General features: G+C 41.5%; 20 protein-coding genes. 16 read left to right on the top strand and 4 right to left on the bottom strand.

All coding sequences use genetic code 11. From position 1 onward, the window contains the following. The first annotated feature begins 202 nt into the window (after positions 1-202). A complete protein-coding gene (locus tag A9970_RS27725; RefSeq protein WP_182984436.1) occupies positions 203-865 on the top strand; it encodes a DUF6266 family protein in 663 nt (220 codons plus the stop codon). Positions 866-1,209: 344 nt separating this feature from the next. Here A9970_RS27725 and A9970_RS27720 read toward each other — a convergent pair whose 3' ends face one another. After that, complete coding sequence (locus A9970_RS27720; RefSeq protein ID WP_182984435.1) at positions 1,210-1,620, bottom strand: hypothetical protein; 411 nt, start codon at positions 1,618-1,620, stop codon at positions 1,210-1,212. A gap of 231 nt (positions 1,621-1,851) precedes the next feature. Then, complete coding sequence (locus A9970_RS27715) at positions 1,852-3,714, bottom strand: VWA domain-containing protein (protein WP_182984434.1); 1,863 nt, start codon at positions 3,712-3,714, stop codon at positions 1,852-1,854. Between the two features lie 81 nt (positions 3,715-3,795). Between A9970_RS27715 and A9970_RS27710 the strand changes: the two genes are divergently transcribed. The 5 genes from A9970_RS27710 to A9970_RS27690 all read left to right on the top strand — a co-directional run bounded on the left by A9970_RS27710 (position 3,796) and on the right by A9970_RS27690 (position 9,245). Continuing rightward, positions 3,796-4,374 carry an RNA polymerase sigma factor gene (locus A9970_RS27710; protein WP_182984433.1) on the top strand — a complete coding sequence of 193 codons (579 nt, stop codon included), beginning with the start codon at positions 3,796-3,798 and terminating at the stop codon, positions 4,372-4,374. Beyond that, entirely contained in the window at positions 4,361-5,632 is a 1,272-nt protein-coding gene (locus A9970_RS27705; protein ID WP_182984432.1) for a carboxypeptidase-like regulatory domain-containing protein, read from the top strand. Before A9970_RS27710 ends, A9970_RS27705 begins: the two co-directional genes overlap by 14 nt. A 180-nt stretch (positions 5,633-5,812) precedes the next feature. Further along, a complete protein-coding gene (locus A9970_RS27700) occupies positions 5,813-7,783 on the top strand; it encodes a DUF3857 domain-containing protein (protein ID WP_182984431.1) in 1,971 nt (656 codons plus the stop codon). A 387-nt stretch (positions 7,784-8,170) separates the two neighbouring features. Continuing rightward, positions 8,171-8,722 carry a dihydrofolate reductase family protein gene (locus A9970_RS27695; protein WP_182984430.1) on the top strand — a complete coding sequence of 184 codons (552 nt, stop codon included), beginning with the start codon at positions 8,171-8,173 and terminating at the stop codon, positions 8,720-8,722. Beyond that, positions 8,712-9,245, top strand: coding sequence for a MepB family protein (locus A9970_RS27690; protein ID WP_182984429.1), 534 nt, complete (start codon positions 8,712-8,714; stop codon positions 9,243-9,245). The genes A9970_RS27695 and A9970_RS27690 overlap by 11 nt, the downstream gene beginning before the upstream one ends. Here the strand turns inward: A9970_RS27690 and A9970_RS27685 are convergent. Beyond that, positions 9,242-10,726: a PLP-dependent aminotransferase family protein gene (locus A9970_RS27685; RefSeq protein ID WP_182984428.1), complete on the bottom strand. Its 1,485-nt coding sequence runs from the start codon at positions 10,724-10,726 to the stop codon at positions 9,242-9,244. The two genes, A9970_RS27690 and A9970_RS27685, sit on opposite strands and share 4 nt — an antisense overlap. Positions 10,727-10,869: 143 nt before the next feature. On the opposite strand from A9970_RS27685, the gene bioB reads away from it, so the two are divergent. The 6 genes from bioB to bioD are packed head-to-tail and all read left to right on the top strand — an operon-like array spanning position 10,870 to position 16,586. Next, on the top strand, positions 10,870-11,949 hold the full coding sequence (gene bioB / locus A9970_RS27680) for a biotin synthase BioB (RefSeq protein ID WP_182984427.1): 1,080 nt from the start codon (positions 10,870-10,872) through the stop codon (positions 11,947-11,949). 41 nt (positions 11,950-11,990) lie between these two features. Beyond that, positions 11,991-13,292 (top strand): adenosylmethionine--8-amino-7-oxononanoate transaminase, encoded by a 1,302-nt coding sequence (bioA, locus tag A9970_RS27675; protein ID WP_182984426.1) that lies wholly within the window; start codon positions 11,991-11,993, stop codon positions 13,290-13,292. Further along, complete coding sequence (locus A9970_RS27670; RefSeq protein WP_182984425.1) at positions 13,289-14,449, top strand: 8-amino-7-oxononanoate synthase; 1,161 nt, start codon at positions 13,289-13,291, stop codon at positions 14,447-14,449. The genes bioA and A9970_RS27670 overlap by 4 nt, the downstream gene beginning before the upstream one ends. Further along, a complete protein-coding gene (locus tag A9970_RS27665; protein ID WP_182984424.1) occupies positions 14,446-15,144 on the top strand; it encodes a DUF452 family protein in 699 nt (232 codons plus the stop codon). Before A9970_RS27670 ends, A9970_RS27665 begins: the two co-directional genes overlap by 4 nt. A gap of 5 nt (positions 15,145-15,149) precedes the next feature. Next, a complete protein-coding gene (gene bioC, locus A9970_RS27660; protein ID WP_182984423.1) occupies positions 15,150-15,899 on the top strand; it encodes a malonyl-ACP O-methyltransferase BioC in 750 nt (249 codons plus the stop codon). A gap of 54 nt (positions 15,900-15,953) precedes the next feature. After that, positions 15,954-16,586 (top strand): dethiobiotin synthase, encoded by a 633-nt coding sequence (gene bioD, locus A9970_RS27655; protein ID WP_182984422.1) that lies wholly within the window; start codon positions 15,954-15,956, stop codon positions 16,584-16,586. Positions 16,587-16,680: 94 nt separating this feature from the next. On the opposite strand, the gene A9970_RS27650 is transcribed toward bioD, so the two are convergent. Beyond that, entirely contained in the window at positions 16,681-19,194 is a 2,514-nt protein-coding gene (locus A9970_RS27650; RefSeq protein ID WP_182984421.1) for a phosphocholine-specific phospholipase C, read from the bottom strand. Between the two features lie 160 nt (positions 19,195-19,354). Here A9970_RS27650 and A9970_RS27645 point away from each other — a divergent pair, with 160 nt between their 5' ends. From A9970_RS27645 to A9970_RS27630, 4 genes are all read left to right on the top strand, one after another. After that, a complete protein-coding gene (locus A9970_RS27645) occupies positions 19,355-20,041 on the top strand; it encodes a response regulator transcription factor (RefSeq protein ID WP_201667286.1) in 687 nt (228 codons plus the stop codon). Beyond that, the gene (locus A9970_RS27640) at positions 20,038-21,417 is read left to right on the top strand and encodes a HAMP domain-containing sensor histidine kinase (RefSeq protein ID WP_182984420.1); all 1,380 of its coding nucleotides are present in this window, start codon (positions 20,038-20,040) and stop codon (positions 21,415-21,417) included. The genes A9970_RS27645 and A9970_RS27640 overlap by 4 nt, the downstream gene beginning before the upstream one ends. Positions 21,418-21,597: 180 nt before the next feature. Beyond that, on the top strand, positions 21,598-22,932 hold the full coding sequence (locus A9970_RS27635; RefSeq protein ID WP_220801715.1) for a TolC family protein: 1,335 nt from the start codon (positions 21,598-21,600) through the stop codon (positions 22,930-22,932). Then, positions 22,922-24,013 carry an efflux RND transporter periplasmic adaptor subunit gene (locus A9970_RS27630; protein WP_153846820.1) on the top strand — a complete coding sequence of 364 codons (1,092 nt, stop codon included), beginning with the start codon at positions 22,922-22,924 and terminating at the stop codon, positions 24,011-24,013. The genes A9970_RS27635 and A9970_RS27630 overlap by 11 nt, the downstream gene beginning before the upstream one ends. The last annotated feature ends 1 nt before the right edge of the window (position 24,014 follow it).

Raw genomic sequence — 24,014 nt, 5'->3', positions numbered from 1 at the left:
TCTCAACCCAAAAAAATAATTCTCTAAAAGGGATTTGATAGGGACTTTATAGGGACCTTATAGGGACCTCATTCGGATGAAGCCGTCTTAAGCACCTATTAGCTCCCTATTATTTAACATGCTATTTACAATTATTCAATGTATTAAACCAAACTTATCTATTCGTTGTGTGTTAGTAGCCCTACACATTTAATTTGATATTATGGCAAATGTAACACAGGGTGTAAATGGTCCTCCTTCAGGCAAAGTGGGACCTGTAGTTTTTTGTAAGTGGAAAGAGATCAATTACGTCAGGTCTCTTCCGAGAGTGAATAAAAAAAGAGCACTTTCTGAAAAGGAAGTAAACAATCGAAACAAATTTGGACTTATGCAACAATTCTTAAGCCCTTACACGAAAGTCATACGGCTCGGCTTTTCAACCTACGCCAAGAATATGACAGCTTATAATGCTGCGATGTCCTACAACCTTCACCATGCCATGCAAAAAGACGATGAAGGTTTTCATATCGATTACGAAAAGATTGCCCTAAGCCGAGGTTTGGATGAAGAGATTACAGGGGCAACATTTCAATTGTTGAACGAAATTATCCATATCACTTGGGAACTAAAAAACTCCGAAAAACTCTTACATGAAGATCTGACAGATTTCCGAACCTTGGTACTCCTCATTCCTGAAAATCCAATAAACGCTTCACAAGGTGTTCTACTTAATAATTACATTATGGACTTACAAGAATCTATTCAAATACCGAAACCAACCCAAAGTGATACATATCATCTATATCTAGGTTTTATTGCAGCTGACGGGACTAATCGAAGCATGAATAGCAGCTATCTCGGAAATATAAGCTTGGAAAGAGGATAAAGGTACTCCCGGGAAATAAATTCATCAACAGGAGAAATAAGATCATTCGGAAACAAACAGACAACACACTTAATTACAATAAGATAACAACATTTTAACCCTGAATTTATGTAAACACCTTAAATTAGTATAAACGATGTGATTTACAATCGATGGTTTCAACAGCCACTTCAATTTCGGCCATGAAGCCAATCGTCTTTATATCTAGTAGGCATTTGGTTACCCCCTCAGCAATCCTCAACACATATCCATGTGCAAGCCCTACTACTTTCTCTATTCAGTTCGGCAAGCTCATACCTTGCCGAACATTCTATTACCCCTCTGATCGGCCCGCCTAATATGACTTAACTACCAAAAGGATCTGTCTTTTTTTCGGTTTTTACGATTTTAATCAGATGCTCCAATGCATTTTTCAGACGTTTGGCATCTTCTTCCGTTTGGATTGCCCATAAAATTTCATCCGTACTTGGCGACGACTTAAATCGAATTTGATAACCTGATTTTACTCTTGCGATGACAAGTACATCGGATTTGGCAATATCACTTCGAAAATGCTGTCCACTGGAAAGAAAGACTGTCAACACCTTCCCGTCTACCGTCACCGTATCAATTTTTGTATCCTTATAGTGGTAAGCAACCTTATATAGCTTATTAATATAAGCCATGGTCTGTTGTTTATTCAAACTCGCATTTTGGGCCACCGATGGTATTGTAATACCAATAGCCAAAAGAAAGCACAAGAAAAAATTCTTCATTTATCTAGCATTTTTTATTTCCATACACCGCAACAACGTATCGCTCGGATTGTACTTACTTACCAAATATCACGTAACGACAATCAGCAGAAGCAAAATACGTTCCTTTTATTGATGACCTAAAAATATAGATTTTATTTACTTTTTTGGCTATTGTCCCACAAACTAAACTATTTCCAGCAGCAGCATTTCGATTGCTGCTACTGAAAATCCTTATTTAGCCATTTCTATTTATTCTTTTGATCTCGATAAATCCCGGGCATTCTCTGCAATACGAATAAATTCAGCACGATAACCTTCCTCATCTCTGCCTTTAGAAGCTTTTGCTCGCGCTATGAGCTGATCAAAATTGGCCTTTTGCTTAAAATCAGAATCACGAAGTAATAGCCCAAGCTCCGCTACCGCAGTTACGAATCGTAAATCTTCACTCACACTGTTCAATTCCGTAACGGTAGTTCCCACCACCTTTTGCTGCAACTTGCTTTTCTCCCCTTCAGGCTCCTTATACCGAAATTTAACTGTTGCCAGTTCAGCATTTCTCCGTCCAGCTGCCTGATCCGCTTGCTGCTGATATTTTAAGGGATCTACCGTTCCGATCCCCCCCGACTCCACACCGACGGGTACAATTTCATATAAGGCTGTCACCACATGTCCTACGCCCATATCACCACCCATCTTTTGATCATTATTGAAATCCTCAGCCTCCAACAAGCGGTTTTCGTATCCCACTAAACGGTATGCCTGCACGTAACTGGGATTAAATTCGACCTGGATCTTGACATCTTTAGCAACGGTAAACAAAGTTCCCCCAAATTCGGTCACCATCGCTTTTCGTGCTTCAGAAATATTATCTATGTAGGCATAATTCCCATGCCCTTTGTCTGCAAGGATCTCCATCTTACTGTCCTTCAGATTCCCCATGCCATACCCCAGTACTGTTAGAAAAACCCCCGATTTACTTTCTTTGGCAATTAATTCTTCCATCGATTCATCACTACTCTCCCCAACATTGAAATCGCCGTCACTAGCCAAAATGATCCGGTTGTTTCCTCCTTTGATAAATTGTTGCTTCGCAATTTCGTAAGCCTTCTTAATTCCTGCAGCACCAGCAGTACTTCCACCGGCTTCCAGCTCCTCAATAGCCGATTTTATTTTCATCTTTTCATCACCGGGCGTACTCTCCAGTTTTACCCCTGCCGATCCAGCATAGGTCACAATGGCTACATGGTCCACAGCACGAAGCTGATCGACCAACATCTTCAGCGAAGCTTTCACCAAAGGTAGACGCCCCGGTCCCATCATTGATCCCGACACATCGATCAAAAACACCAAATTGGAAGCTTTAAGATTCGCTGTAGGTATATCTTTCGCCTTTAACGTGACGCGCATGAGCTGATGCGTCGTATTCCAGGGTGCCTTCGTCAATTCGGTGACGATATTTACAGGTTCACCATTTTTAGGTCCGGCCACTTGATACTGAAAGTAATTGATCATCTCTTCAACCCGTACCGCGTCTTTTTCAGGTAATGTTCCCGAATTGATAAATCGACGTACATTACTATAGGAAGCAGCATCAACATCGGCTGCAAACGTCGATAAAGGCTCCTTACGTGGATTGATAAAGTTATTTTCCTTCAACTTTTGATAAGATTCTTGGTTCTGATTAGGCACATACGCCGTTCCTCTAATATACAAACCCGATACTTGCCCAGACAAAGCTGCATTAACATTCATCACCGAGGCCGTCTGACGCCTGGCCTTGCGCTCATATCCGGTCACCACAACTTCATCCAGCGCATTATTTTGCTGCACCAACGCCACATCAACCTTTGACCGATGGTTTATCGCTACCCGTTGCTCAAGATATCCGATATAACTAAAAATCAAGATGTTTTTACCATCAAGGACTTGAATACGATAGTTTCCCTTGTTATCGGTCTGCACAAGTGCTTTGGTTGCAACATTGCTCACCTGTACCCCCACAAGGGCGACTCCTGTATTCGCATCGACAACCTTCCCCCTAACCTCATATCCTTGCTTGGCATATCCACCTAAGGATAGCAACAAACCTATTACAAAAAGTATTGTTCTCATATCTTTTACATTTTTGCCAAGGGATGCCTCAAATATTAAATTTCCATAAACCAGAAAAAAAAAATATTTTTAACCAATAAAATGTTCGCATTCAAGTCGTCAAAAATAGATACAGCACAAGACAACGAGCTCTTGCTGCACTACCAGGAGTCTATGGAGCTCCAGGTATTGGGTGATCTATACCAACGACATACGGAGATGGTATACTATGTTTGCTTACGGTATCTCCAAGATTCCGAATTGAGTAAAGATGCTGTCATGAATATCTTTGAAGAATTAATATACAAAGTCAACAAACAAGAAATCAAGGACTTCCCAAGGTGGCTTTACGTATTAAGCAAGAACCATTGTCTGATGTATTTAAGGTCTCAAAAGAACAAAACTCAAATTTCTTTGGATGAATTTGTGAAATTTCCGGGAGACATGCATCAGTATGAACAATATGATGAAAAAGAAGAACAGCTAACAGCCATGGAAGGCTGTCTGGGAAAATTGCCAGACAAACAGCAACAGTCGGTTAGACTCTTCTTTTTGGAGGAAAAATGTTACAAAGAGATTAGTGAATCTACCGGTTATAGCTTGAACGAAGTAAAAAGCTATATTCAGAATGGAAAACGGAATTTAAAAAATTGCATGGAGGCTTGGAATGAGCAACAGTAATTACGACATAGCATACTTAAAGAAATACGTCAACGCCGAACTATCTCCTACGGAGATGTATGCGCTTGAACGGGAGGCGCAACGTGACCCCATGTTGGCGGATATTCTTATAGGTATTGAAATGGATCAGAATAAAACCGTAATTACAACAATCAACAACCAAATTGCGCAACGTATTGAAAAAGACAATTCCGCTAAAATAAAGGTCTTCGATTGGAAGAGACTTAGCATCGCCGCAGCAGCAGTGATCGTGTTGGGGGTTGGTCTCCTTCTTTACCGTCAACAGGACAAAAATTCATCCGAAGCGAAGCGTACCGCTGAAGTAAGTATTACGCAGGAAAAACCCAAAACAAAGATTACAGCAGCAGATTCTATCATTCCTTCAGATGATATCGCTTCAAAAATAGGATCTCAAGATCATTCGCCACAATTAGCAGATAATAACAGACCGCGGCTTCATGAACAGCATCCACTGGAAGAGGTAACCGTTTTATCGCGGGAACCCTCCCTACGTGTAAAATCATTGGAAGAAATGAAGGAAGATCTCAATAATGATCGCCCTGTATTTGGATTAAGACCTACAGACAGTACAATTGTTATCGGTTATGCGCCAATGGCAAAGAAAAAAGATGCTTCCCAAACGATTATGATTCGGGGAACCTCAAGTTTAAACAATACACTTGCAGGCAGAGCTCCAGGTATTTCGATCCCACAACAACAAGGTACACCGCTACAACTTACGATTCGGGACAAAGAGACAGGCTTGCCTATTTCGGGAGTGACAATCATTCAACCCAATAGCAAGTTTGCTACGAATACCGACGCACAGGGACAAGCAACCATCCAACCCAGTACAATGGATTCACTCGTCGACATCATGGCTCTAGGCTACAACTCAGTTGCATTGAATATGCGTCGCAGCAAAAATACGACGATCAAACTGCAACCTTCCGGCGCCACACTTGATGAAGTCGTCGTCACCACGATGTCTTCACGCAAATCAAAAAGTGCCGAACCGATCTGGGGCTGGAGATCGTTCAACAATTATATCAAGAAAAAAACAGCTAAAAGCCGTTATGAGGGCACTGTCCGTTTAAGCTTCTATATCGATAAAGATGGATTCCCAACAAATATCAGTGTGCTCCAAAGTGCAAATGATTACCTCGATGCCAAAGCCAAAGAAATCCTACTTTCGGGACCAAAATGGAAAGGGGAAGACTACCGCTATGTCACGTTAAGCTTCGAATTCACCTTGTAAGTACGCTATCTGTGCGCATCTCATCAAACGACAACACAAGTTTATCTCGCTATCGAGACAAATAAGCAGTCGAAATTTATCGATCCATTTATCTTTTCAATCAATTTAATTTATAAGGGTTTGGATTTAAAATTATTTCATACTTTAGTGTTATAATTCTTAACCATACAGTCATTTTTTATGAAAAGTTTTTTCACTGGCCTCCTCCTGCTTAGTGGTGTATACCTACAAGCGCAAGATTTTTCGTTCGGTAAAATAAAAAAGGAAGATTTTGCCATTACTGTTGACAAAATAGATACAGCAGCAAATGCCTTTGTCTTACGTGAATATGGATCGGCCGAAGTTAGTTATGATAAAAACAAAGGTCCGGTTGTTCAATTTTTCAGACACGTCCGCATTAAAATATTAAATAAGGAAGCTTATGATTACGCTAATTTCAGCATCCCTTTATATAAAAGTGGGAACGACCGCGAAGTCCTTATGGACATCAAGGGAGCATCCTATCACCTCGTCGGTGATAAGGTCGTGGAAACAGAGATGACGAAAGCGAATATTTTTAACGAGAACGCCTCAGAAAACTATGCAGTAACGAAAGCGGCCATTCCGCAGGTCCAAGAAGGTACAATTATCGAATACCGTTACCGTACAGAATCTCCATTTATCTTTAACCTAAATGCTTGGGAATTTCAGGAAGATCTTCCGAAACTTTATAGCCAATACGTCACGCGTATTCCCGAAGTTTTTCATTATAAAGCCAATTTAAAGGGAGGATTAGCCGTCAGTGACCGAAAGGTTGAAAATTACAACACGGGGCTAAACTCTCAAGTTGGAGAAGTCTTAGGCAATAAAACCACCTATACCATGGAAAATATCCCGGCTTTCCATACCGAAGATTACATGACCTCTTCTAAAAATTTTAGGTCAATCATTTTCTTCGAACTCGGTCGGTATAGCATTCCAATGGGACCGACAAAAGACTTCTCGCTCACGTGGGAAAATGTCAGAGATAAACTCGTACAGGACGAAAGTTTTGGTGGACAAGTAAAGCGAAAAACGGCATTGAAGGAGTTCATTGAACCCGTCTTGCAGGATTCAAAAGATGATCTAGAAAAAGCGGTACGGCTGTATACATATTTTCAGAAACAAATAAAATGGAATAACCGCCATTCGATCTACGCAAAAAATATCAAAGAAGCCATCGAAAAGAGAACAGGCAATAGCGCAGATATTAACCTCGGACTGGTCAATGCCTTACGTTATGCGAAGCTAGATGCCATCCCAGTTATTTTATCGACACGTGAGAATGGCTATGCAGGGCTCTATGCACCAGCGATATCAGAGTTCAATCACGTTATTGCCCGGGTAAAAATAGGTGAAAACTACTACCTGCTGGATGCGACCTCTCCCTATGAGATGTTTGGAAATATCCCGATGAAATGTGTCAATTTTCAGGGAAGATCAATTCCCCTTGAAGGCGAATCTAACTGGGTAAAACTCGAGGCAAATCTTTCATCTAGTTATAGTAATTTCTTCTATGGTGAACTGTCGGAAGATGGTGCATTAAAAGGAAAATGGATTACCTCTCGTAACGGTTATGGCGCTTCCAAAATGCGTGAGCGCCTTCAAGGAAGTAATTCTGAAGAAGAATTCTATGAAAAAATAGATGAAGAAAACAATCGCATCAAAATCAACAGTTTTAAAGTATCGAATCGGGAATCTCTTGACAAACCACTAACGGAGGAGTTTGAAATTGAGATTAAGAATTTTGCAACCCTACAAAATGACCAACTTCTATTCAATCCATATATTGACACCAAAATGTCCAAGAACCCCTTCAACCTAACGGAACGGAATTATCCAATCGACTTTGGTTCTTTAGTCCAAGAAGAATGCTACATTGAAATCAAACTACCAAAAGGCTATGCATATCCAACGGAAGGAAAGTTAAAAAATATCAGTATGGCTCTTCCTGAACGTGCGGCCCGCTATATTTTCAAAATCAATAATACAACACCGGACGTTCTGATAATAGAATCTGCAACACAATTAAACAAACCCCTGTTTATGCCGGAAGAGTATTTTGATTTAAAAGAGTTTTTCAGCCGAATCATCCAGGCAGAAAAATTAGATGTTGTACTCAAAAAAATATAACAATATCGCTTAACACAAATTTCATTTTATATTGACGATTAGCTTAAATAAGGGTGATAACTTTGAATATCAAAAAAATAGTAAAATGATTAAAGATTCAGATTTATTCGAACTAGAGAATACCTTCCTTGGTGAAGGTTTCGAATTAGATGGTGATGATATTATCACCGATGAAGACTAGGTCTTCACTTTTTTAGCAAGTATTATTCCCCTTATATAATCTCAAAGCCCAGACATTCTTTGCTGGGCTTTTTCTTTGCTCCGTTCTTCACCAATTTGGTCAAAACTTATTATTTCCCTATCTTTATGTTATCCTGACAATCCGATATTGAGCTAACCCAGCTCCTATTTTACGGAAACACAAGCAACAGGTTTAAAGCAAATAACATGAGAAAGATAATATTGGATCTGGCCATGACCCTAGATGGCTTTATTGAGGGTTCACAGGGAGAGGTTGACTGGTGTATTATGGATGATGACATGGATTTCGATGGCTTTTTGGCTTCGATCGACACCATCTTTTATGGCCGCGTGAGCTATGATGCCTGGGGTAATTTCCAACCGGACGCTACGGCTGATGAAACAGAAATAAATCTTTGGAAAAATGTCCATGCGAAGAAAAAATATGTTTTTTCTAGTCAGGCAAGGCAAGATGAAAACGCTACTTTCATCCAGACTGAGATCACTAAACAAGTTCAGGAAATAAAAGCACAGCCCGGAAAGGATATTTGGCTATATGGTGGAGCGCGTTTAATTAAAACATTCATTCAAGCTAACCTTGTTGACGTCTATCGCATTTCCGTTCATCCTATTGCCCTCGGAAGTGGCAAGCCTTTATTCGAAAACTTACCTGAACGACTAACCCTAAAACTTGTTCAAAGCGTCACATTCAAATCGGGTGTTGTGCAGTTAATCTATACCCCCAAACATGAATCTTAACCATCAGGCAACCCCGCAGATCGCTGATGATATGATCAGGAAAGTGATAGATCAACTCGAAAGCATACTTATGCTCCATTGCGCTAACCTATCACAAGATCAAACAGGTAGGGCCTATTATGGTTTTAATTTTCAACTGGGCAACAAACACTTCAAATTTAGAAAGGCCAAGATAACACCAAAAAAAGTGGGATTATTCGTTGCGCTCTGGAAACGTGACACCGATGGCCAGACCATACCTTTTACTGCAGATGATCATTTCGATTATTACCTAATTTCGGTTGAACAGGACCAGCATTGCGGCCTATTTGTCTTTCCAAAACAGGCGTTAGTTGAACATGCAATCCTCACAGCGGGTTGTCAAATGGGCAAACGCGGATTTCGTATTTATCCAGATTGGAGCATCCCAACGAACAAACAGGCTAACAAAAGTAAACAATGGCAGCACAGATACTTTGTGGATTTCCGTGGTCCCCACCAAGAAGCCAAAAACAAATTGACCCATATACTGCAAAGCAGCTAGTCGATATTTTCGACCAAATCAGCATAAGCTGCACGCAACAAAGAAATTGCAGCCACCATACTTTGTTCGTCAAGATGAGCAAACCCCAACCGCAATGCAGTGACCATTTTATTTTGATAAAGGCAATTACTTGGCAACAACAGTCCTTGCGACCGCACTTTCTCCTGCAAGGCTGTCAGCGAAACAACCGTATTAAATTGTATCCAAAAGGCCAGTCCCGAAGCCGGGATTTCAAAGCTGATTTTATCTTCAAAATGCCGTAACAGCAATTGTGCAAACAATTCTTTTCGCTCTGCAATTGTTTTCTGAAATTTACGCTGATACCGAAAGATATCACCCTGGTGGATAATCTCACCCAATGTCTTCTCGATCATAAAATTCGGCTTTCCGAAGATGTTCAAATACTTTTTTCCCTCTTCCAACAGATCCTGAGGTGCGATCAAAAAATTCATTTGGAAACCAGGGTCAAAGAAACTACCGAAAGCACCTGTATAAATCACACGGTTGCCGCCATTTTTCCGGAAAAGTGATTCGCCTTTCTCTTTAAAAAAGGAAGACTCAAAATCCACATCATCCTCAATAATGATAAAGTTATACTGCTCGGCCAACTGTAACAGTTGAATTTTCCTTCGCTCGGAAAGGTTAACCGTCGTTGGATACTGACACCTGGTATTGAGGTAAACACACCTGATTTCTCCGGGTCTAAATTGATCTCCGATCTTATCTACAATCATCCCCTCCGCATCTACCGGAATGGTTTTTAGCTTGGCCCCAGCTTGACTAAAGATCATGTTAGGTAAAAAATAACTTAAATTTTCTACCAGTACAATATCGTCGGGCCGGATCAATAATCGGGATAAAATTGAAAAAATCTGCTCGCGGCTGGCAATCGGCAACAAGAAATTCCGGGAAAGATGAAACCCTCTTGTTAAATTCAGATAATAGCTTAACTGATCCCTAAAAAACAAATTTCCTTCAGTCGTCGTCGGAAAATCATCACTTTTCTTTTTCCGTTTCACCATGGATGCATAAAAACGCACCAGTTCCTCCGCTCCAATGACATTATAATCAGGTGTTCCATCCGTAAAATAGTACCTTTCGGGAACCTCTGAAATAGGCATATCCAATATGAGTTCCTTTCTAAAAAAGTAAGGCGCAAAATCAGGTGGCTGTCTAAATGCTTCAATCGTAGCCCCAGAGGTACCGATAAGCTCGGGATTTTTCACAAAAGTCCCGCGATTAGGCGAAATTTTCACCCAGCCCTGTTCCTGCAATTCCGCCAAAGCGGCTACAATGGTTTTTCGGTGCACGCTCAGCTCTTCAGCAATCTTCCGGCTTCCGGGCAACAGATCTCCATCTTCCAATAGATTTCGCTTAACGGCATTGATAAATTGATAAACGATCTGTAGATAGATGGCATCTTCCTTACGGCGATCTATCTTAATAATGGAATGAAAACCTATACTAACCGGACTACTCATTATGTTTATTTCGGACTACCAAAGTTATCATTTAAACTATAATCTTTGCAATCATCATGAAAAAATAATCGCATTGAATTACGAAATCCGAATGGTCATTAAGTAAAATAGATTTGATTTTAGCATAAAAACTTAGCATTAATATGGAAACAAAACCAAAATGGACGCAGGAAGAAGTTGTCGCTTTATACAACAAACCAATAATGGACCTGCTTTATGAAGCGGCATCGATACATCGGAAATATCACGACCCCAACAAAGTACAAGTATCCACATTGATATCAATAAAAACAGGTGGGTGCCCCGAAGACTGCGCCTATTGTCCCCAGGCCGCACGTTACCATACGAATGTAAAATCGGAAGGCTTAATGAGTGTAGAGCAGGTAAAAGAGCAGGCACTAGCGGCCAAAGCTGGAGGTAGCTCAAGGATCTGTATGGGGGCCGCCTGGCGCAATGTTAAAGATGGCCCTGAGTTTGACCATGTACTTGATATGGTCCGAACACTGAATAGACTTGACATGGAAGTCTGCTGCACGCTAGGAATGCTGACCGAAAACCAAGCACAACGTCTTTCAGAAGCTGGACTATACGCCTACAACCACAACCTCGATTCCTCTGCCGATTACTATAAGGAAATTATCTCGACCAGGAGCTATGACGATCGCCTTCAAACGATCGAAAATGTACGTAAAACAAACATAACCGTATGTAGTGGTGGTATTATTGGGATGGGAGAAAGTATCGCCGACCGTGCAGCGATGTTGATCACACTTGCTTCACTCATTCCACAACCCGAATCGGTACCGATCAATGCACTCGTTCCTGTAAGCGGTACTCCAATGGAGGTCATGGAAACAGTTTCGATATGGGAAATGGTACGCATGGTGGCTACAGCCCGAATTTTATTGCCCACCACACAAGTTCGCCTTTCTGCAGGACGTACCAACATGAGTACAGAGGGGCAAGCGTTATGTTTTTTCGCGGGAGCCAATTCGATTTTCTCAGGCGACAAACTCCTCACCACGCCCAATCCCGACGTCAACGAAGATATGGACATGTTTAAAACATTAGGTTTGGTAGCACAACAGCCTTTCGAGAAAAGAAATCAACCCGAAACCATCGCAACTGAGATGGCACATTACCATGATCTTGGTGAAAGACCAAAATGGTCAAGACCAGATCATAAAATCCAGCGCAACATCGCTAAGCAGCAAGACAAATAACAGCAGCAAAACAAATAACAGAACTAATTCGGCAGACCATCATGGAAAGAGAAGAAATCAACCAACACGACCTTATCGATGATTTTGATAAAGAGCATCTATGGCATCCGTATACCACCATGACAAATCCCTTGCCGGCCTACAAGGTTAAACGGGCAGATGGTTGTATAATCGAGTTGGAAAATGGACAGCAGCTCATAGATGGTATGTCCTCCTGGTGGTGCGCCATCCATGGCTACAATCACCCCGTCCTTAACGCTGCGGTCACAGCACAGCTCAGTAGCATGTCACACATGATGTTTGGTGGACTTACGCACGAACCAGCAATTGCTCTCGGTAAAATACTGCTTGACATCACCCCCACTTCACTCAACAAAATATTTTATGCCGATTCGGGTTCTGTCGCGGTAGAAGTTGCGCTTAAAATGGCTATTCAATACTGGGGCTCACAGAAAAAGACCAATAAGACAAACTTTGTCACGATTCGTTCGGGGTACCATGGTGATACCTGGAACGCGATGTCGGTCTGTGATCCCATTACTGGCATGCACCGCATCTTTGACAATGCTTTACCCAAACGCTATTTTGCCCCTGCTCCAAAAATAGGGTTTGAGCAAGAATGGGATGCCAATGACATCCAACCCTTGGCAGACCTGATCTGCTCACACAAGGATGAATTGGCCGCTCTCATCCTTGAACCTATCGTCCAAGGAGCCGGTGGCATGCGTTTTTACCATCCCGAGTACTTGCGTCAGGCAGCACATCTCTGCAAAGAAAATCAACTTCTTTTAATCTTTGATGAGATTGCTACCGGATTTGGGCGCACGGGTAAGCTCTTTGCCTGGGAGCATGCCGGAATAGTGCCCGATATCATGTGTATCGGCAAAGCCTTGACCGGTGGCTATATGACGCTATCCGCCGTGATCACCTCAGATCATGTTGCGAATACAATCTCCAACGGTACACCAGGTACGTTTATGCACGGGCCAACTTTTATGGCCAACCCCTTGGCTTGCGCAGTAGCCCACGCTTCCATCAAATTACTATTGGCAACGGACTGGAAAGCGAAAGTAACGTTAATCGAAGAACAATTGAGACGGGAACTTAGCCCTGCAACAGCGCTGCCCCAAGTCGAGGAGCTCAGAATTCTAGGTGCAATTGCAGTCATCGAGATGAAAAACTCCGTCGATCTCTCCAGCATACAACAGCGGTTTATCGAAGAGGGAATTTGGGTAAGGCCATTCGGAAAACTGATTTATATCATGCCCCCTTTTATCATAAATGAAGGTGAGCTTCACAAGTTAACACAGGCATTGCTAGCCGTAATCAGCACAGTCCAATGATTGAAAACAGTCTAATCCAGCGCATTGAAGATGAATTATTTGCCCTTGAAAAACAAGGGAATAAACGAAAACTTCCCCTTATCACACAACAGGATAACACAGGAAAGGAGCATGTTAAAGAGCGTTACAACCTCTCGTCTAACGATTATCTTGGACTTGCGACAGATCAGATACTTCGTCAAGAATTCCTAAACTCGGTGACAAAGGATAATGCTGTATTCAGCGCCTCCTCTTCGCGTCTACTCACAGGAAACCATGCACGCTATACGCAATTGGAAACAAAGCTGTGCCGCTTGTTCGGTACGGAAGGTGCATTGGTCTTTAACAGCGGCTACCACATGAATGTAGGCATACTTCCTGCAGTTTGTGATACACAGACATTAATTCTCGCCGATAAGGGTGTGCACGCAAGCCTAATTGATGGCATCCGACTATCCAATGCGGCCTGCTACAGGTACCGGCATTCCGATTATACGCACTTAACGCAATTATTGACAAAATATGCCCATCGCTTCACATGCATCATCATCGTTACAGAAAGTATTTTTAGCATGGATGGTGATTGCACGGACCTCAACTATCTGGTCAGTCTAAAACAACGTTTCCCCAATACCTTACTTTATGTCGATGAAGCTCACGCCGTAGGCGTACGCGGAATACAGGGACTTGGCTGCGCAGAAGAACAGCAATGTATTGCCGATATTGATTTCCTGACAGGCACCTTCGGAAAAGCTTTAGCATCGGTTGGTGGCTACCTGCTATGTAAGGAACCAATCCGGAATTATTTGATCAATAAGGCACGTACGCTACTTTTTACAACAGCGCTGCCACCCATCAATCTATTATGGACTGTGTTTATTTTGGAACGCTTAAGTGACTTTACAGACCGGCGCCAACAGCTGCACAAAAATAGCCTATTGCTCAAACAGCACATAATTGCCAAAGGCTTTAATTGTCCGTCAGAGAGTCATATTTTACCGGTCATTATCGGTAATAACAAGGAAACGGTACTGAAAGCAGAAGACCTGCAGCGAAAGGGATTTTACGTGCTTCCCATACGCCCGCCCACGGTACCAGAAGGAACATCAAGAATCCGAATTTCATTGACAGCAACAATGACATCATCCATGATCAAACAACTCGCAGCAAGCTTATGATACTTAAAAGAATCGCTCCTAAAAGAGTCGCTCCGGCCGATAACTTGCCAGAGCAGCATCTTCAGGTAAAATCCAACGAAAAACTACTGTTATTCTTTGCAGGCTGGGGCATGGATGAACATCCTTTTTTGCACTACTCGCCAGTCGGCAAAGATCTTATTGTTGCCCATAGTTATACGGATTTACTGTTGGACAAAAGTCTGCTGGCAAGCTACCAGGAAATTGAGGTTTTCGCCTGGTCTATGGGGGTATGGGCAGCATCAATGGTACTGCCCGAACTTCAAAACAGCAATTACCCCATCAGCACATGTACCGCAATCAATGGAACACCATTTCCAATAGATGACGAAAAAGGAATTCCTAGCCAGTTATTTAAAGGAACATTGGATACACTGAGCAATAAAACGTTGGAAAAATTCAGATTACGCATGTGTGGTTCCAAGGCCCTTTTTAACTACTTTCTTGAAAGAGCCCCCCAACGCGACATCGAAGACCTCCGTTCAGAGCTCATCGCGATTGAAAAAACAGCTGGTGCAAAATCAGCAGCTGCATTCCAATGGCATCAGATATATATAGGCAAAGAAGATCGAATCTTCAACTTAGAGAATCAAAAACGCGCCTGGCCCGGTACTGCATATACGATAATCGATGCTACTCATTATCCCGAACAATTATTTAAGCACCTTTTAAGATGATCATCATGATGGACAAACAAAGGATTATATCCCGTTTCGCTAAAGCGGCATCTAACTATCAGTCGGCAGCGATCGCCCAATATGAAATAGCAAAAAAAATGATCAGGTTGATGCAGGAGAACATACAGATAAGACCACAAAAAGTATTGGAAATTGGCTGCGGAACAGGGCTTTTTTCGCGGTTAATCTTACAGCATATCAAACCAAAAAAAATGGTTTTAAATGATATCTGTCCAGAAATGATGCCCGAAGTAATGGATATTTTGACATCGTCGCACAGGTTCATCTGTGCTGATGCAGAAACTTATGCTTTTCCCAAAGACATCAATCTAATCGCGTCCTGTTCTACGATTCAGTGGTTCAACAATCCTCACGCTTTCTTTGAAAGCTGTTATGGATCCCTTCCGGATTCCGGTATCCTTGCCTTCAGCACTTTTGGACATGACAATATGCACGAGATCAATGCAACGGCACATGTTGGACTAACATATAGATCTAAATCGGAACTTATCACAGAACTTTTAGCGTTGAATTATAAGATCCTCGTTGCACAAGAAGAACATTTAAAACTGCACTTTGAAAGCCCACTACAAGTTCTTGTCCACCTGAAGCAAACGGGAGTGACGGGAATAAAAAATCACCGGTGGACAAAAGGCAAACTTCGGGCTTTCTGTGATAAATATACATCACACTATGGGACAGAAGAGGGCGTATCCCTAACCTACCATCCCATCTATATTATTGCAAAAAAATAACAGCTGAGCACTCGAATTACAAACAATCGAACAACCTACAAAAGAAATACAGCAATGAACGAAAATATCTATTTTGTTTCCGGCATAGATACCGGGATCGGAAAAAGTTATGCGACTGGCCTCCTCGCGAAACAATGGAATATAAGCGGTATACGCACCATTACCCAAAAGCTTGTACAAACTGGAAATACAACTATTTCCGAAGACATCGTCCTCCATCGCCAACTCATGGAAATCCCATTAACAGCAGAAGATCATCAGAAAATTACGATGCCGGAGATTTTCACCTACCCCGCCTCCCCTCATCTAGCAGCACGCCTGGATAATCGTGAAATTGACTTTAAAAAGATCAGACAGGCTAGCTTAACATTAAGCCAACGCTACGACGCTGTTCTTATTGAGGGTGCAGGTGGGTTGATGGTTCCATTAAGAGAAGATTATCTGATTATCGATTACATCCAAGAAATGCAGTATCCGCTTATTTTTGTCACCTCTGGAAAATTAGGGAGTATCAACCATACCTTACTAAGTCTGGAAGCGATCACCAAGCGCAAGATCAATCTACATACCTTGGTTTACAATACATTCCCCGTTCATAAAGACCGCACCATAAGTACTGATACGGAGTTGTATCTTCGTCGTTATATAGAAACAAACTATCCGGAGACCTTATTTGTTCGCGTGTAAATAAGGTCAAGCGGATACTACTGATAGATATATAGCAACAGCAGGGAACCCATTCAATAAGAATTGACCGCCATCCCTGCTGAAACAGTACAGATTATGCTAATAATGGATCAGTTGTACACTCAACACCCGTTTCCAATCGCCCTGCGAGCTGAATGACGAAACTGCTGTCTCCCTTGATTCGTACAGCAATATCATACCAATTTCCTTGACTTTCAACATCCAGGATCAATGGAACTTCTTCGGCGGGAGCTATTTCTTTCGTTGTGGCATATTTTCCATAGCTAAGGCTTTCGACAACTACCGTTACCCGCTGGTCACTCTTGTTCCTGAGTCTCAACTGCAATTTCCCTGTCGCTGCCTGAGTCAGCGCTTTCAGTTCCGGAGAAACGGTAGCCTCTAGTGCTGCTGCTCCTTTTTGTCCAGAAAATTTTCGATAAAAACCATTTGGACCATGTAATTCAAAAGCATAGCGATCTCCTTCAAATCGTGCCAGGTCCCACTGATATGCCAAACGATCACCGGCCTTCACCGCAAAATTCCAATTACGGTAGGTTTCACTTTGCCCCTGTTCATCACGATATTCCAACGGACTATACACATTGAAGGCTGTACCGGCAGTCCTTTCTCCGAAAAACTTGCTGTCTACAGTCATCGTTAGATGAAATACTCCGTCTTTCACATAGCCCACCGCATCATGCGCATAAGGCAATTGCAAAGATCTACGAATCCCCCGCTCCTGTATTCGGTCAAATCCCGGAATCCATCCGTTTTTAGTCGCGAGATCAGGATCTTTGACCTCAACAAAGCCTCGCGGATCATCTTTGAACTGCGCATTGTATATCGTTTCGATATATTGATTCCGATCAAGAAAAGGGAGTTGTTCCTTTTGCTGAGTAAAAGGCGTAAAGGCGGTTGTCAAATCACCACAGATTGTTCTACGCCATGCACTGATGTTTTCCAAATGTATATTCTTGTTCAGCTTTTTATTAAAGAAAGATTCCAAAAATTGCAAAGTAGATGTATGATCAAATACCTGAGAGCAGACCTTACCACCTCGTGACCAAGGCGACGCAATATACATGGGAACACGAAAACCTAGGCCCACAGCCCCTTCACGTGCTTGCTTTTTAGGAATTCCCTGTTTTAGCTCATTTTCTAAACGAACCATCTCCACCTCCGTATCGATCCCAGGAGAACATGCTCCTGTATCTTTCTTCTTTAAATCAGGTACAAGGAAAGGTTTAACATGATCATAGTAACCATCGTTTTCATCATAGGTAATGATAAAAATTGTTTTTTTCCAAACCTCAGGGTTCTTCGTTAAGATATCTAAAACTTCAGATACATACCAAGCTCCATACCAGGGCGCACTCGGGTGGTCCGAGAAATTCTGTGGGCCGGCCAACCAGGATACTGCGGGCAGTTTCCCGGTATCAACGTCTTTACGGAATTGATAAAGAATATCTCCTTTAGGGACCTCCAATGTACTTTTCTTCCCCTGTGCCTTAAAACGTAACGTATCAAGCGATCTGTAATTGTTGTCCCCCTTGTTTACCGTAAACGCCCGCTCGTTTAATGATTTCGTAAAATCACTTAGCTTTTTATAATTGTTTGGATTGAATTCCTTTAGTTCGGTCTCAGCTCGCTCAAGTGCCTCACTTTTTTTGCGAATATCAGCGCGTATCTTTTCGGCTTGTTCCTCGGAAGAAGGAGACTTCTCTTCCAACTTGGAAATCTGCACGGGCAAATCCCGAACCTGTGTTTCCAGGCTTCTGATATAGTTCTCCTTAAATTTAACTTGATAAGCCTGAAAAAACTCCAGTAGATTACACCCAAAATTGGATAGCCATGCTCTTTCCTGTCCGGAAAACCCTCCGCCACAGCTTGTCTCATTTTGATAAAAACGCCAGTTAATGCCGTTCTTTTCAAGCAATTCCGGAAAAGTTTCCCAAGTCATTTTACCATAGCCAAAGTCATCATTCCGAATATTCGCTTTTTGCAGACCATCTTTCATCTCTGTAATCTTACCCGTCCAGAAAAAGGAACGGTTAGGCGTAGTGCTGGTCATGCCTGAGCAAAAATTCTGATCACATACTGTAAAAGCATCCGCTAAGGCATAATGAAAAGGCAAATCTTCGCGTGTAAAATACCCCAATGTTAAGGGCATAGCCGCATATTGTTTATTCCCTGATTGCTTCGATAACAACCAATGATCGTAACGACCTTGGTTAAAGGCATCCACCTGGCTTGCACGACTATGTGGAAGAGAACCCATCCAGGTCACTTTACTTTCCTTCAGATTTAATCGGAAAGGAGCATACGTTTTTCCCTCTTTATCGGTTTGATACCATACGGGTAAACCGTTCGGTAAACGTATCGAACGTGGATCATTGAAACCCCGAACTCCCGAAAGACTACCTAGCGTATGATCAAAAGATCGGTTCTCCTGCATCAGGATGACGATATGTTCGGCATCTAAAAAACTACTTCCTGGGGCAGGGTCTATCGCAAAGGCTTTCTGGATCGATGTGGGCATGAAGCTGGCAATACCTGCTGCTCCTGAAAATAGTAGGGTCTTTCGTAGGAATTCTCTTCTGGTCTCCATAACACTTATTTATAATTTCGATTTGAATCTACTTAGATTTCTTTTTGTTTCATATTTCTTCGTGTAAATCTTATGTTACCAAATTAAGCACGAAGAAAACATCTCCTTGATTGGATGACAAAAATTTGTTTATTTTTACGAAAAGACAACAGATATAAATATGGTGGACATTTTGCTGCTCGAAGACGACAAGGTACTCTCTAAGGAGATCCGATCTTTTCTATTAAGCCAGGGCTTTACCTGTGATCAAGCCTTTGATGGGATTGATTTTTTGGCCAAAACACACCAGAAGAAATATGGTTTTTATCTATTGGATATCAACGTCCCCAAAATCAATGGATTGGAAATCTGTAAAAAGATAAGAAGCCATGACGCCTTTACACCAATTATTATTCTCTCGGCATACGATGATATAGATGATAAAAAGGAGGCATTTCTCCGGGCTGCTGATGACTATTTGGTTAAACCTTTCGTCTTAGATGAATTGCTGATGCGCATCTATTCCCTATTGCGTCGGCAACAACATAGCGAAAGCAATGAAACAAAAACATTGGTAGTCGATGATCTGATCATTTATCCTGATGAGGCGCGAGTATTACGTGCAAATGAAGAAATTAATCTTACCCAAAAAGAATTTCAACTGCTGCTTATCTTAGCACAGGCAAAGGGTCGCACCTTGTCCAAGCAACATATATCGGAGGAAGTATGGCAAAATCAATTTCAGACAACACAGAATACAATTGAAGTTTACATCAATTTCTTGCGTAAGAAGATTGACAAGAACTTTGAAAATAAACTCATCCATACAAGACCTGGATTTGGTTATTACCTATCGGCAGAAAAATGAATTTAAAGAAGAAAATAGCGATTAGCTTTAGCATTGCATTCTCCGTCCTTTTCGGTATTGCGATGTTGATTATCTACTATGCTAGTTTCGATTTTCGTAAAGATCAATTTCGCCAGCGACTGATTGATAAATTGGATAATATTTCCCATTATATTGCCAGTAACCCCTATTTCAACCGCCAATCTTACAAAAACTATTTTCACGATGACGAAGATGGCCTTTTCTATGAAGATGTTATCATCCTTGACAAAAACAAACAGCTCGTCTTCAGTACCGTAAAGGATCAGACCATTACCTGGAATGCCTCGATTGTCAATCGGCTAACTCAGGAAAAACAGATCTTCTACTATCAGGACCAATACGAAACATTGGCCAAATATTATCGCATCAACGGTTTACCTTATTATATTATCGTAAAAGCACAGGATTACTCCGGAAATGAAAAAATGGACCATCTTGCGCTCGTTCTAACAATATTATTTGTCCTGAGCGCTGTTCTGGTCTGGATATTTAGTTATAACCTCATCCAGCGCCTATTGATCCCACTCGATAAATTAAAAGACAATATCACGCTGATTAATGCCAGTAAACTTACCAAACCTGTAGAGTATAACGGTCATACAGATGAGATTGCTGTACTAACCCGAGCATTTAATACCATGCTGCTCCGGCTTTCGGCTGCTTTCGAATCGCAAAAAGAGTTTAATTCCAGCGCCTCCCACGAGCTGCGAACACCGCTTGCCCGAATGTCCTTTCAGCTGGAGAACCTTTACCATCAAAATCAGCTGAGTGAAGACGTAAAGCAGGTTTTACGGAACATATCCAAGGAAACCTTACATCTTTCGGAGGTAACCGATTCGCTGATGTTACTTTCAAAGTTCGACTCTGAGCGTTTGAAAATGACTTATACGGAAGAAAGAATTGATGAAATTATCTTCATGGCTTATGAAAAAGTAGCCAAGGTGTTCCCCGACCTACAACTGGATTTTTCAATTAGCGGGATCGAAGACCCCAAACTCAGTATTTTCTGTTCCGCACAATTGATTGAAATTGCTTTTGTGAATTTATTTAAAAATGCCGCGCTCTATTCCGATACCAGAGAGGTAAAAGTTATGATTGTAGAATCAACCTGGGAACTCAAAGTACTTGTCAGTAATACTGGCCCAGCCTTGAGCACAATCGACCAAAAGCGAATTTTCGATGCATTCAGCCGCGGTGAAAATGCAAGTGAAACAACAGGGTCAGGCTTAGGGCTACGTATCGTTCAGCGTATCATGCAATCCCATCAAGCAACGATAGCATATCAGGCAGATCTAAAACAATCTACGCATACTTTTGTATTACTATTTAAATTGTTTCTCAACCAGAAAGGTTAGTTGCAAAAATCGCTCCAAATTAACCGGAAGCCATTAAGCAACAAGTAGATACATTTATTAACCGACACATTAGGCTTCTTACCTACCTGAAAGACATGCTAATTTTAAGCTTTTTTTAAGCATTTATTAAGGGGCTTTTAATATTCGACCAGTTATTTTGTTACACAAGTTTTGATAAACATGACAAAGAAACCTTTAATATTTTTATTGCTTTTCAATAGTATGGCTTTTGCTCAACAAAAACCGCCACAGGCAGATTATACGAGTATTCATGAAAGTACACTTGGGAATAAGCAAAGTGAGATCTCGGGAAAACAGATGACACTGCAGGAATGCGAAGAAGCATTCGTCAGCAAGAACCTTTCCCTCCTGGCGCAACAATATGACATCAGCCAGGCAGAGGCTGACGTCATACAGGCCAAAATATGGGATCTACCACAGTTGCAGCTGTCTGCCAATGCCTACGACCCACAGAACAAAAAAGCATTTCATATTGGTCAATCCAAGGAAGCAAGTGTATCCCAATTAATTTATCTAGGTGGAAAAAAGAAGAATGAAGTGGAATTTGCTAAATCAAATGTTGAACTTGCTAAGTTGCAGTTCAGTCAATTGCTGGCAAGTCTTCGTGCGCAGCTGCGTACAACCTTTTACTCCCTTTACTTTGAGCAACATAAGTTGGCGGATATTAAAATTCAGCTGGATTACCTAAATAATCTGCTTGCAGCGTATAAAGAGCAAGGAAAAAAAGGGAACGTTTCTTTGAAAGATCAGGTTCGTCTTCAAACAATGGCCATCGATCTCAACAACGAAAAAACGACAGCGATCAATAATAGCATCAATCTACAGCAGCAATTACGTGTGCTTATTTCCAGTCAGGAAGATGTATTACCGAAGTTAACGGATCAAGAAGCAGATCAGGAACTTGCCGTAAAGCCAACCATGCCTTTGGACAAAATCTACCAATTGGCCTTGGAAAACAATGCCGATTATCAATTTGCCTTAAAGACCTCGGAAAGCTCACAGTTATTTACAAAATGGCAACAATCCCTAAACACACCTGATATTAACTTTGGCCTTTCCTACAGCCAGAATGGGGGTGTATTCCGCAATGAGGTCAATGTCACAGCCGCCATTCCGATCCCGTTGTGGAAACAAAATAAAGGAAATGTTATCAAAGCGAAATACGCCGAAGAAGAGGCAAAGAAAAATATTGAAGTCCAACGGCAGCTGCTGGAGTCACAGATCCGTTCCAACTATCAGTCCTGGGAAAATCAATATAACCAATATTTTACCATTACACCAGACGACCTTCATAACATCGCTGTGGTCTATGATGGCATATTCAACAATTTTAGAAAAGGGAATATTTCTTTAGTTGAATTCACTGATTTTATGGACAGCTATCGGATATCTATTCTTAAACTATACGATATGAAAAAGGAAATTATTCTCAACGCCGAACAATTAAACTACCTGGCTCAAACTTCTATATTCAACTCAACTCATGTCAACTAAAAAACTTCTTATAGCCACTGTGGCAATAGTGCTACTTTACTCTTGCCAAAATCATAAAGAAACAGATAATGCAGCCATTGTCAAAGGTTTCGAAATTAGTGAGACGATGCTTAAATCGACAAGTTTTGCTACGGTAAAAAAAGAAAACGTGACCGAAGAACTCAACTTCTTTGGAAAGATATCGGCCGATCAAAACAATTACATCGATATTTTCCCGCTCGTTGGAGGGAATGTTATCTCCGTTAATGTTTCTTTGGGTGATTATGTCCATAAAGGTCAGGTATTGGCAACAATCAGAAGTACGGAAGTCGCCGGTATACAAAAGGATCTTTCAGATGCCAAAACCGATGTACTACTCGCAGAGAAAAACTACCGTGTAGCTGAAGATATGTATAACGGAAAATTGAGCACAGATAAAGACATGTTGGAAGCAAAAGGACAATTGACCAAAGCCAAAGAGCAGCTACGCCGTTCAGAGGCCGTCAGTCAGATCTACAATGTCCGTACAGGCAATATTTATTCGGTCGTATCTCCAATCGATGGTTACATCGTCCAAAAGAACATCAATAAGGACATGCAGTTGCGTAGTGACCGTAGCGATAATATCTTTGATGTGGCCAATACAAAAGATGTATGGGCAATTCTTAACGTCAACGAAACAGATATCGACAAGATTAGTATGGGCATGCCGGCTATTGTGTCTACCCTGAGCTACCCGGACAAAAAATTCCAGGGCAGTATCGATAAAATCTTTAAGATCATCGATCCGCAGACGAATTCAATGCAGGCACGGGTGGTGCTAGACAATAAGGATGGTTTACTTATTCCGGATAGTAAAGCGACCATTAAAGTATTGCATCGCTCCAATACGGAAGCACTGGCAGTTCCTTCCGATGCGGTTATTTTCGATCAAAACAAATATTTCGTATTAATCTATAAATCCCAAAATGATATTAAGATTCGCGAAATACTGCCGATCAAACAAAATGAAGGAACAACCTACATGGCTACGGGGCTACAGGAAGGTGAAAAAGTTGTTGTCAACAATAAACTTTTGATCTATAGAGCACTGAATAATTAAT

It is taken from the genome of Sphingobacterium sp. UME9, assembly GCF_014170215.1.
In the GTDB taxonomy this organism is placed as follows: Bacteria; Bacteroidota; Bacteroidia; order Sphingobacteriales; family Sphingobacteriaceae; genus Sphingobacterium; species Sphingobacterium paramultivorum.
This window is presented reverse-complemented; position numbering and strand designations above follow the sequence as displayed.

Excerpts from the sequence above, each read along its gene's own strand:
- A9970_RS27710 (WP_182984433.1), top strand. The coding sequence starts at position 3,796 with ATGTTCGCATTCAAGTCGTCAAAAATAGATACAGCACAAGACAACGAG.
- bioC (WP_182984423.1), top strand. The coding sequence starts at position 15,150 with ATGATGGACAAACAAAGGATTATATCCCGTTTCGCTAAAGCGGCATCT.
- A9970_RS27715 (WP_182984434.1), bottom strand. The coding sequence starts at position 3,714 with ATGAGAACAATACTTTTTGTAATAGGTTTGTTGCTATCCTTAGGTGGA.
- bioA (WP_182984426.1), top strand. The coding sequence starts at position 11,991 with ATGGAAAGAGAAGAAATCAACCAACACGACCTTATCGATGATTTTGAT.
- A9970_RS27650 (WP_182984421.1), bottom strand. The coding sequence starts at position 19,194 with ATGGAGACCAGAAGAGAATTCCTACGAAAGACCCTACTATTTTCAGGA.
- A9970_RS27695 (WP_182984430.1), top strand. The coding sequence starts at position 8,171 with ATGAGAAAGATAATATTGGATCTGGCCATGACCCTAGATGGCTTTATT.
- A9970_RS27720 (WP_182984435.1), bottom strand. The coding sequence starts at position 1,620 with ATGAAGAATTTTTTCTTGTGCTTTCTTTTGGCTATTGGTATTACAATA.
- A9970_RS27640 (WP_182984420.1), top strand. The coding sequence starts at position 20,038 with ATGAATTTAAAGAAGAAAATAGCGATTAGCTTTAGCATTGCATTCTCC.
- bioD (WP_182984422.1), top strand. The coding sequence starts at position 15,954 with ATGAACGAAAATATCTATTTTGTTTCCGGCATAGATACCGGGATCGGA.
- A9970_RS27700 (WP_182984431.1), top strand. The coding sequence starts at position 5,813 with ATGAAAAGTTTTTTCACTGGCCTCCTCCTGCTTAGTGGTGTATACCTA.
- A9970_RS27690 (WP_182984429.1), top strand. The coding sequence starts at position 8,712 with ATGAATCTTAACCATCAGGCAACCCCGCAGATCGCTGATGATATGATC.
- A9970_RS27685 (WP_182984428.1), bottom strand. The coding sequence starts at position 10,726 with ATGAGTAGTCCGGTTAGTATAGGTTTTCATTCCATTATTAAGATAGAT.
- A9970_RS27645 (WP_201667286.1), top strand. The coding sequence starts at position 19,355 with ATGGTGGACATTTTGCTGCTCGAAGACGACAAGGTACTCTCTAAGGAG.
- A9970_RS27705 (WP_182984432.1), top strand. The coding sequence starts at position 4,361 with ATGAGCAACAGTAATTACGACATAGCATACTTAAAGAAATACGTCAAC.
- A9970_RS27630 (WP_153846820.1), top strand. The coding sequence starts at position 22,922 with ATGTCAACTAAAAAACTTCTTATAGCCACTGTGGCAATAGTGCTACTT.
- A9970_RS27725 (WP_182984436.1), top strand. The coding sequence starts at position 203 with ATGGCAAATGTAACACAGGGTGTAAATGGTCCTCCTTCAGGCAAAGTG.
- A9970_RS27665 (WP_182984424.1), top strand. The coding sequence starts at position 14,446 with ATGATACTTAAAAGAATCGCTCCTAAAAGAGTCGCTCCGGCCGATAAC.
- A9970_RS27635 (WP_220801715.1), top strand. The coding sequence starts at position 21,598 with ATGACAAAGAAACCTTTAATATTTTTATTGCTTTTCAATAGTATGGCT.
- bioB (WP_182984427.1), top strand. The coding sequence starts at position 10,870 with ATGGAAACAAAACCAAAATGGACGCAGGAAGAAGTTGTCGCTTTATAC.
- A9970_RS27670 (WP_182984425.1), top strand. The coding sequence starts at position 13,289 with ATGATTGAAAACAGTCTAATCCAGCGCATTGAAGATGAATTATTTGCC.